The organism is Paraburkholderia sp. Ac-20336, assembly GCF_017105025.1.
Classification (GTDB): domain Bacteria; phylum Pseudomonadota; class Gammaproteobacteria; order Burkholderiales; family Burkholderiaceae; genus Paraburkholderia.
Window position 1 is genome coordinate 1 of record NZ_JAAGPS010000312.1, and the last position, 904, is coordinate 904.

Below are 904 nucleotides of genomic sequence, written 5' to 3' on the forward strand. Positions count from 1 at the left end.
TGCGGCGCCTGCCCGGGTTGTGTGCCGCGGCCGCGCTTGACGATGCCCGACAGCGCGCGCGCATGGAGCTTCGCCGTCGAAGGCAGGGTGTCGACGACCACGGTTTTCGGCCGCGCGCCGTCTCCCGGCGCGGACGCGGCATGACGGTTCCCGAACGGATCATCCGGCTCGCGCATGCTCATGCTCCAGGGTTCATGCTGCGTAGTCCCATTCCGTGCGCCACTTTCACGCTCCGATCAGGCTCTGGCCGCAGACGCGCACGACCTGGCCCGTCACGCCCGCCGAGCCCGGATGCGCGAGCCACGCGATGGTCTGCGCGACGTCGACGGGCTGGCCGCCCTGGCTCATCGAGTTCATGCGGCGGCCGGCCTCGCGGATCGCGAGCGGAATTTTCGCGGTCATCTGCGTTTCGATAAAGCCGGGCGCGACCGCGTTGATCGTGATGCCGCGTGCGCGTAGCGGCGCCGCCATGCTGGCGACGCGGCCGATCACGCCGGCCTTCGAGGTCGCGTAATTGGTCTGGCCGAGATTGCCGGCGATGCCGTTGATCGACGACACCGCGATAATGCGCCCGCCGTCGCGCAGGATGCCGCCTGCGAGCAGCGCGTCGTCGATGCGCTCCTGCGCGCTCAGGTTGATGTCGATCACGCTCTGCCATGCGGCTTCGGTCATCTTCGCGAGGGTCTTGTCCTTGGTGATGCCGGCGTTGTGCACGACGATGTCGACGCCTTGCTCGTCGAGCGCGGCGGCGAGCTGGGCGGGCGCTTCGGGCGCGCCGATGTCGAACGTCAGTGCGGTGCCGTTGAGCGGGCGCAGCGTCGCGTCGAGCGCGTCGCGCGCGGACGGCATGTCGAGGCCGATCACGTGCGCGCCTTCGGCCGCGAGCACGCTCGCGCTGGCCGCG

At 70.4% G+C, this 904-nt stretch carries 1 protein-coding gene and 1 pseudogene; both read right to left on the reverse strand.

The window, feature by feature from the left end; genetic code table 11:
• Positions 1-176: pseudogene (locus GXB81_RS31710) on the reverse strand (acyl dehydratase); the annotation flags it as partial.
• A 49-nt stretch (positions 177-225) separates the two neighbouring features.
• Positions 226-904: SDR family oxidoreductase (locus tag GXB81_RS31200; RefSeq protein WP_205991230.1), on the reverse strand; the 679-nt coding region annotated here is incomplete at its 5' end.